The organism is Halorubrum rutilum (genome assembly GCF_042665015.1).
Taxonomy (GTDB): Archaea; Halobacteriota; Halobacteria; order Halobacteriales; family Haloferacaceae; genus Halorubrum; species Halorubrum rutilum.
The window spans coordinates 1-7918 of the sequence record NZ_JBHTBL010000009.1 but is presented as its reverse complement, the minus strand read 5'-3'; the positions used below and the strand labels follow the sequence as shown (position 1 = coordinate 7918).

The window sequence follows — 7918 nt, the reverse complement described above, 5'->3', positions numbered from 1 at the left end:
AACATCAAACGCCTCGTCAAACAGTGAATTCCAACGCCTTACAGCGATTCAACACGGCCCAATTAATCGAACGGCAGAAGAACTCATCAAGGGTGTTCGAGGGCGAATTTTTATCTTACCAAGTTAACCACGCAAAGGCGGTGTTTTCTGATCTGTTGGTTACCTTTTTCTGCGTCCGCAGGGAGCATTCTGACCTTCGTCGAACATTAGCTCGTCATATTAGAGTCCAGGATATTATCGTTCAGACTATTATAGTTTTGCCTCTAAAACTCGAAACACGTATGTATCTCCCACCACGACTGGGTGTATGGACCAGTTCGTCAATCGGCTCGATGAACTCGATCGGTTGCAGGCCCTCTACGAGAGTGAGGCTGCAGAGCTCGCCATTATCTATGGGCGCCGTCAAATCGGCAAGAGCGAACTTGTCCGCCAATCGATTGCCGACCGCGACAATGCTGTGTACTATCAGGCAGTCCAGGGAACAGCGACGACACAGCTCAGGCGATTCGTCGAAGCAGCAGCGACGACCTATCCAGACATCACGGCCGTCAAAGAGGAATGGGAACCGCTCTTGACGTACCTCACCGACAGAGACGCTATCATCGTCATCGACGAATTCCCGTACCTCATCGAATCGAACGAGGGACTTCCGTCGGTCATTCAACACCTGTGGGATACGGCTGTCGACGAGAGTCAGGCAACGCTCGTACTCACAGGCTCTGCAATCGGTATGATTCATACGCACGTCCTCGATGTCGGTGCGCCACTCTACGGCCGGGTATCCCAGACACCGAATGGCCGCCTCGAACTCACCCAGCTGCCGTTTCGCTCCATCCAGGAGTTCGTGCCGACGTACGATCCCGAAGAACGGGTGTTCGTCCATGGCGTCTTCGGCGGCACACCCCGATATCTCAGCCCACTCGATTCATCACAGAACCTCGGAGAGAACATCACACGGCTGCTGTGCGACCCGGATGGCCCACTCCACGACGAGCCCGAAACCGTCCTCCAGATGGAACTCAACGAGGTGAACACGTATTTTTCTGTTCTAGAGTCGATGGCCAGCGGGAACCGCAGTCGGAATGAAATCGCTCAGGGAGCCGGCATCGAGAGCACCAACACGTCGTACTACTTCGACCGGCTGGAAACGCTCCAGATCATCGAGAAACACCATCCAGCACTCGCCGACCCGGCACGCAGCAAGCGGACGCGATACCAGATTCGGGACCCCGTGTTCCGGTTTTACTTCCGGTATCTCTACGGCCGCGGGGGACAGTACGAACTCTACGGCGAGAACGCCTACGCGGATCTTATCGAACCGGAATTGCCCGACTTCGTCAGCGAAACGTTCGAATCGCTCTGTCACCAGGCGGTGCCGGCGCTCTATGCAGACTATCAGCTCACGCAGGTGCCACGCCAGTGGTGGTACAAGGGCCGAGAGGTAGATGTCGTCGCCCCAACTGACGAGTCAACGCTGATCGTTGGCGAAGCGAAGTTCACCAGTACACCCCTCGGCTATGATGTGCTTTCGAATCTCGAAGATGACGTGGAGCACATCGACTGGACACCCAAGGGAGGTGATGAGCCGACCTATGAATTCGCCCTGTTCAGTCGTTCTGGCTTCAAACGCTCCGTTGAGGAAGCTGCAGACGAACGTGATGACCTCCGTCTCTTCGATCTCTCCGATATTGTTGCCATCCTCGAGGGTGACTGATTCGAATCTTGAATCGAAAGGGCATATCATTTAGGCCGCTCTCGAGATAGCGTTCGCAGACGATTTGTTGGAGGATGAAGTCCAATTAAACGTCGAGCCGTTCGTTGATCGCGCCCAAGAGAACGGTCTCGGTATCGACGAACAGGAGGTGTGGGATGTGATCGACGAGCGGGCAGATGAGGACGAAGAGCCGGCAACGTACAGTTGGGTCCATCTCAACAAGTTCCGCAAATTCGAACGCCACGATCGATGCTTCCCGTGGACAACTGAGGACGAGCTTCGAACTGAGGTTGACGAACTCCCGGCCCCGACGCCACGTCCGGAATGGGAAGAGCGTGAGGACCAGTAAATTATCCAGTCCTACTCGCTTGGCGGTACAGCGGTAGCGATGCGAAAGCCCCCCTAAGGGTGTCTGGACACTGAAATACGAAATCGGTAGAAGCTGTAAGTTAACCCACAGCTAACCGGTTCCGGAGTGCTTAATCCGAAACGATGAGTAGCCCTCAGCATGACGCCCACGCCATCTGATGCCGACGACCCGCTATCCTGGGCGCGCGAGCACACCCCCATCCTCCGGTCGTTCCAGGATGAGTACGGCGAGACACGACCGCTCGAGGATTACACCGTGGCGTTCGCCTCCCACCTCGAACCGAAGTCCGGCGTCGCCATCGAGACGCTCCGGGCCGCCGGCGCGGAGGTCCTCTTCACGCCGAGTGAACCACAGAGTACTCACGGGCCGGTCGTCAAGGAACTCGACGCTCGCGACGGCATCACTGCCTTCGCGTGGGAGGGGATGACCGACGAGGAGTTCGACGCGGCCCAGCACGACCTGCTCGAACGCGAACCCGACTTCATCCTTGATGACGGCTGTGAGCTCATCGCCAAGGTCCACGCCGACCACCGCGACGTGGCCGCCGACGTGATCGGCGGTGGCGAGCAGACCACCGCCGGCATCACCCGTCTTGAGGCGATGGAGGACGAAGGCGTCCTCGAGTTCCCGGTCTACGGTGTCAACGACACCCCGATGAAGCATTTCTTCGACAACGTCCACGGGACGGGCGAGTCTTCGCTCACGAATATCGCCATCACGACCAACGCCATCATCTCGGGCAAAGACGTCGTGGTCTGTGGCTACGGCTACTGTGGCCGCGGCATCGCCCGGAAGGCCCGTGGAATGGGTGCCCAGACAATCGTCACCGAGGTCGACCCACGGAAGGCACTCCAGGCCCACATGGACGGCCACCGCGTTATGTCGATGGCCGAGGCAACCGAGGTAGGCGACTTGTTCATCACCGCGACGGGTAACCGTGAGGTGATGCGGAAAGAGCACTTCGAGGCTATGCAAGACGGCGCGACGCTGGCGAACTCCGGGCACTTCGACGTGGAGATCGCCCTCGACGACCTCGAAGCGATGGCCGAGGAGGTAACCACGCCGAAGGAGGGCGTCACGCAGTATCAGATGTCCGACGGCCGCCGACTGAACCTGCTGGCGGAGGGTCGGCTGGTCAACCTCACCGGCCCGTACAGCCAGGGGCACCCGGCAGAGGTCATCGACACCACCCATGCCATGATGTTCATCGCGGCCCACGACATGCTCGCGGGCGACGGCGATGCCCTGACGCCGGGACTGTACAACATCCCGGACCGGCTGGACCGCGCAGTCGCTGAGCGGAAGTTGGAGACGCTCGGCGTCAGCATCGACGAGATGACCGAGAGCCAGCGGGCGTACGGGAAAGAGTGGGAGCATCCGGACAGCAGTTTCTGACCGGCACGCCTTCAGACGGTCCCCTTGCCCAACACGTACCGCGCGAGGACCGAGCCGACGAGCATGAGGCTACCGACACCGACTGCGACCCAGTCGCTTCCGGCCAGCGACTGCCGACCGTAGAAGGTGCGCTCCGCCTGGGTGTCGAACCCGCGTGCCTCAAGCGCCATCGCCTGTGTTTGGACGTTCCGGATAGCGGTCATGAACACGGGAATGAGCAGTGGGATGTAGTTGCGGATGCGCTGGAGTGGCGACCCGGAGCTGAGGTCGTGGCCGCGTGCCTCCTGCGCTTGCCGGACCGTCCCGGTCGCACCGAGCAGGGTCGGGAACAACCGTAGAGCCGTCCCGACGGCGAAACAGAAGGCGAATGGGACACCCAAACTGCGGAGGCCGGCGACCAGCTCCTCGTTGGAGGTGACTGTCACGAACAGCAGACCGGTGACGATGAACGAGGCGAACCGCGTGCTCCGCCCGAGCGCGACGAGAAACTCGTTGCGGGTCAACTCAACCACAGGTGTTGAGAGCCAGATGGGCCCACCCGCAGGCGTGAACAGCGGCCAGACGACGAGGCCGACTACGAAGACGGCAACAACGATGAACCGCACGCGTCGGAAGTTGCTCCACCCACCGAGCGCGACGAGCGTCCCAAAGGCCACAACCAGTGGGATACCGACGAACGCGGGATGATCGAAGACGAGCGCGACGGCGAACAGCCCCGCCGCGAGGGCGATTTTGGCCCGCGGCGCGAGGCGGTGGAACACGGAGTCGCCGTGGACGTATAGCGAGGATGCAGCGCTCACGCCGATCCACCTCCCGGACCGGTCGTCGTCATCGGTTCGTCGGCGAGCCCCGCAACCAGTTCGTCAACCGACAGCGCCGGGAGGGCGTCAGTCTGGCCCGCATCGGCGGCCAGCCGGTTCGAGAGTGCCACCGGCTGAGGTGGCCGAAGATCCCACTCGGCCAGGGCATCCTCGTCGGCGAACAGTTCGCGGGTCGGTTCATCCGCAACCTTCCGACCGTCGCTCATCACAACGGTCCGGGGCGCATATGTCGCCACCGTCGACATGCTGTGGGTGACCATGACGACGGTGACGCCGTCCTCGCGGTTGAGGTCGGCCACAAGGTCCATGAACGTCGCCTGCTGTTCGGCGTCCAGCCCCGTCGTCGGCTCGTCGAAAATGATGGCGTCCGGGTCGGTGGCCAACACCGAGGCCAGCGCGACCCGCTGGCGCTGGCCCTTCGAGAGGGTGAACGGATCCGCGTCCTCTAGCCCATCGAGTTCGACCGTCTCGATGGCCCCAGCAACGCGGCGGTCAAGTTCGTCGCCCGTCAACTCGAAGTTCTCGGGGCCGAAGGCGACCTCTTCCTCGACTGTCGCGGCGAATATCTGGTGATCCGGGTTCTGGAAGACGTAGCCGACACTGCGGCCAACCTCGGACATGTCTAGCTCGCGGATGTCTCGCCCATTCCAGCGGGCTACCCCCTCGTCCGGGTCAAGCAGGCCATTGAGGTGCTTAGCGAGAGTGGTCTTACCGCTCCCGTTGTGGCCGACAATGGCGACGGCCTCTCCCTCTTTGACCGTGAGATCCACGCCGTCGACGGCCCGGACCGTCTCGCCATCAGCGTCGTACTCGTGGGCAACCTCCTCCAGTTCAAACAGCGGACGTCCGAGATCGGTGGCGGTGCCCGCAGGCACACCTGGATTGCGACCGCCACGCTTGCCGGGCGGCGTCCAGGTCAGGTCTGCCCTATTGACGGTCTCAACAGCCCCGTCAACGGCTAGCGGCAGGTCTTCCCCCTCGAAGCCGAGGCGGTCGAACGCCGCGACCAGCGGTGGAACGGCGACCCGGGACTCCCGGAGCGCCTCGACGTTTCGGAACACTTCCTCGGCCGGCCCGGCGTGGGCTGCCCGGCCGCCTTTGAGGAGGACCACGTGGTCGGCGAGGAGAGCCTCTTCGATCTTGTGTGTGACGAGGACGATGCTGTCGGGACCCTCCCAGTCGCCAACTGAGGTATCCGCCGTCGCCGCCTCGGCCAGCCGGCCCACAACCGAGAGTACGTCGCGGCTTCCGGCCGGATCGAGGTCGCTCGTCGGCTCATCCAGTATGAGCAGGTCCGGGTACATGGCGAGGACGCCAGCGAACACAAGCCGCTGTTTTTGTCCCCCGGAGAGCGAGTCCGGTTCCCGTGTGCGACCGAGGTCACCGAGCCCAGCGACCGACAGCGAGTCGTCGATTCGCCGGCCGATGTTCTCAGGCGGCACCGCGAGGTTCTCTGGCCCGAACGCGACTTCCGTCTCAACGCTCGTGCCGAACAGCTGTGACTCGTAGTCCTGGATGACCATCCCCACATCGCGGGCCATCTCGCTGACGCGGCTGGTGGTCGGATCGCGGTCGAGAACCCGGACGTCTCCGTCGAACGCACCATCAATGAAGTCGGGAATGATGCCGTTAAACGTGCGGAGCAGGGTCGACTTACCGCCGCCGCTCGCGCCCATGACGACCGTGAACGACTCGTCGGGCACCTCGAGATCCACCCCACGCAGGACGAACCCCTCGCGGGCGTCAGGGTCGGCATGGTCGTCGCCGACGGCGTCAGTGTCGTCCTGTCTGTCATACGAGAAGACGACCTCTCTGAGACGGGCGACGAGGCCGTCGTCAGACTGGGGGGAGTCCATTCAAGATAGAGTTGATGGGCTGGTGATTTCGGCGTTTCGACTCGACTATCTGATGTCGGCACCCTTCAGCTGAGCTGGCAGTCCCTGGTTGCCGATGACGACGAAGACGACGAGCAACAGGAGGCCGACGCCGCCTAGCGCCATCTGCATGGTCGACTGCGGCGAGAAGACATAGATGCCCAGCGCCAGCCATGTCAGCGAAACCACAAGGATGCCCAAAGCCGCGACGACCGGCTGTGAGAAGCTCGTTTCCTCCAAGTCTTCCTCGCGCATCACGTCGGGATACAGCAGTCCCATATCCTTGATGCGCGGATACGTCAGGTACAGTAGCGGGGGGCCGAGCACCGCAGCGGCGAGGCTGTTGTTGATCATGATCGTCGGCCCGAGGACGGTGAAGGGCACCAGGCCGAGCAGGTCGACGCCCCAAGCGATGATAACTGCACACGCCGCCGAGGCGGCGACGGCAGTGACGACGTATTCGATGACCTGCTGGACTGAGCGCATATTCGGCTCCTCGCCGCTGGAGAGCGGACCCAGGTTGCCCCACAGCTTGTAGCCCACGAGGCCGAAGAAGAAGTTCCCGAGGAAGCCAAAGACACTCCCCGGTCCCAGCGTGCCACCGAAGACATCGCCGATGAGGTTCCCGATGGCCGCACCCCAGGCCGCCGCCGGGCCGAACATAATACCGAAAATAACCGGGAACACGTTCGCCGGCCGGATGCTCGTGATGCCCGGGATGACCGTGAATAGTTTGAACGGGAGCAGGACTGCTGCGTATATCGCCGCAACTACCGCAACGAGCAGTATCATCCGCGTGTCACGCCACATCGCGAACAGTTCACGCATATCGATAGAATCCTTATCAGGTATATATAAAACTGACTCCATTCACCACGACAGACGGGCTGAGCCTCGCACTGTTCGTTAGCCGGGTGTGCCGGTGCCGCTTCCGACGGATGTCCCCGAGGGCTGGCGATTGGTTGGGGGTAACATGTCGTCATCGCTGAGCTCCTCCCAATCGAAGGCGGGGACAAGGATGTCGAATTTGGGGGAGACGACGACGGGCTCAATAGCAGTAGTCGTTTGGTGGTCGAGGTCGATTCGATGTGGCTCGGCGACGTAGAGCTCCGGTGGCGCCGCGAGTCCAAGTCTCTGTGGTGGCTCATACGTGAGCTCGGTGCCAGCCGCAAGATAGAGCTCGTGCCGACCGTAATCGATGACAACCACACGCTCCTCGCCGTCGGCTCGTCGCACCGCCGCGACCAACGTCTCACCCGACCACGGCCCGACCGCGTCAAGATCCGCCGCGCGGGTGACGTGAATGTTGTGCCGCGAGCGGGGATCAAGGATGTCGTCGCTTTTCCTGAGCCGTCTCAGATGGCTACCTACCCGGCTCATATCCCCATGTATTGGTGTCGATTCGCATATATTCTCTCCCCGTGTGTTGGGCCGGAATGCGTAAGATGGAGAAACAGCGATCCAACTTAACCAACATACAGAGCTAGTTACTATCATATGTTGGTTAACAACAGGCGTTCTGTTTCCTATAAACAACAAGGAGAATACCTGCGCCTTTAGGCGCGGGATGAATCCGACACTCCGACTGACAACCCCACGACGACACTCCAACCGGATATTCAACGTCCTGTCGCCGATTTTAATACTCAAAAACTCATAATGGCTTATGAACACAGTACGATGATGGAGACGACCCGCACCTACGTCGCCCGAATCACGAACCACCAACAGGTTCGTGGCGACC

At 61.2% G+C, this 7918-nt stretch carries 7 protein-coding genes; 3 read left to right on the top strand and 4 right to left on the bottom strand.

From position 1 onward, the window contains the following. Positions 1-307: 307 nt before the first annotated feature. The 3 genes from ACFQMF_RS10915 (at position 308) to ACFQMF_RS10905 (ending at position 3479) form a co-directional block, all read left to right on the top strand. Complete coding sequence (locus ACFQMF_RS10915) at positions 308-1714, top strand: ATP-binding protein (RefSeq protein ID WP_256409643.1); 1407 nt, start codon at positions 308-310, stop codon at positions 1712-1714. 46 nt (positions 1715-1760) lie between these two features. Continuing rightward, positions 1761-2063: a DUF8170 family protein gene (locus tag ACFQMF_RS10910; RefSeq protein ID WP_465261788.1), complete on the top strand. Its 303-nt coding sequence runs from the start codon at positions 1761-1763 to the stop codon at positions 2061-2063. Positions 2064-2222: 159 nt separating this feature from the next. Further along, a complete protein-coding gene (locus tag ACFQMF_RS10905) occupies positions 2223-3479 on the top strand; it encodes an adenosylhomocysteinase (RefSeq protein ID WP_256409645.1) in 1257 nt (418 codons plus the stop codon). Between the two features lie 11 nt (positions 3480-3490). Here the strand turns inward: ACFQMF_RS10905 and ACFQMF_RS10900 are convergent, their stop codons facing one another. The 4 genes from ACFQMF_RS10900 to ACFQMF_RS10885 form a co-directional block, all read right to left on the bottom strand. Next, positions 3491-4279, bottom strand: coding sequence for an energy-coupling factor transporter transmembrane component T family protein (locus ACFQMF_RS10900; protein ID WP_256409646.1), 789 nt, complete (start codon positions 4277-4279; stop codon positions 3491-3493). Continuing rightward, complete coding sequence (locus ACFQMF_RS10895; RefSeq protein WP_256409647.1) at positions 4276-6156, bottom strand: ABC transporter ATP-binding protein; 1881 nt, start codon at positions 6154-6156, stop codon at positions 4276-4278. Before ACFQMF_RS10895 ends, ACFQMF_RS10900 begins: the two co-directional genes overlap by 4 nt. A gap of 45 nt (positions 6157-6201) precedes the next feature. Continuing rightward, on the bottom strand, positions 6202-7002 hold the full coding sequence (locus ACFQMF_RS10890) for a QueT transporter family protein (protein WP_256409648.1): 801 nt from the start codon (positions 7000-7002) through the stop codon (positions 6202-6204). 78 nt (positions 7003-7080) lie between these two features. Then, on the bottom strand, positions 7081-7554 hold the full coding sequence (locus tag ACFQMF_RS10885; protein ID WP_256409649.1) for a hypothetical protein: 474 nt from the start codon (positions 7552-7554) through the stop codon (positions 7081-7083). Between the last annotated feature and the right edge of the window lie 364 nt (positions 7555-7918).

What these genes read in the sequence shown, in the direction of transcription:
- ACFQMF_RS10885 (WP_256409649.1), bottom strand. Translation starts at nt 7,554, where the DNA reads ATGAGCCGGGTAGGTAGCCATCTGAGACGGCTCAGGAAAAGCGACGAC.
- ACFQMF_RS10905 (WP_256409645.1), top strand. Translation starts at nt 2,223, where the DNA reads ATGACGCCCACGCCATCTGATGCCGACGACCCGCTATCCTGGGCGCGC.
- ACFQMF_RS10895 (WP_256409647.1), bottom strand. Translation starts at nt 6,156, where the DNA reads ATGGACTCCCCCCAGTCTGACGACGGCCTCGTCGCCCGTCTCAGAGAG.
- ACFQMF_RS10915 (WP_256409643.1), top strand. Translation starts at nt 308, where the DNA reads ATGGACCAGTTCGTCAATCGGCTCGATGAACTCGATCGGTTGCAGGCC.
- ACFQMF_RS10890 (WP_256409648.1), bottom strand. Translation starts at nt 7,002, where the DNA reads ATGCGTGAACTGTTCGCGATGTGGCGTGACACGCGGATGATACTGCTC.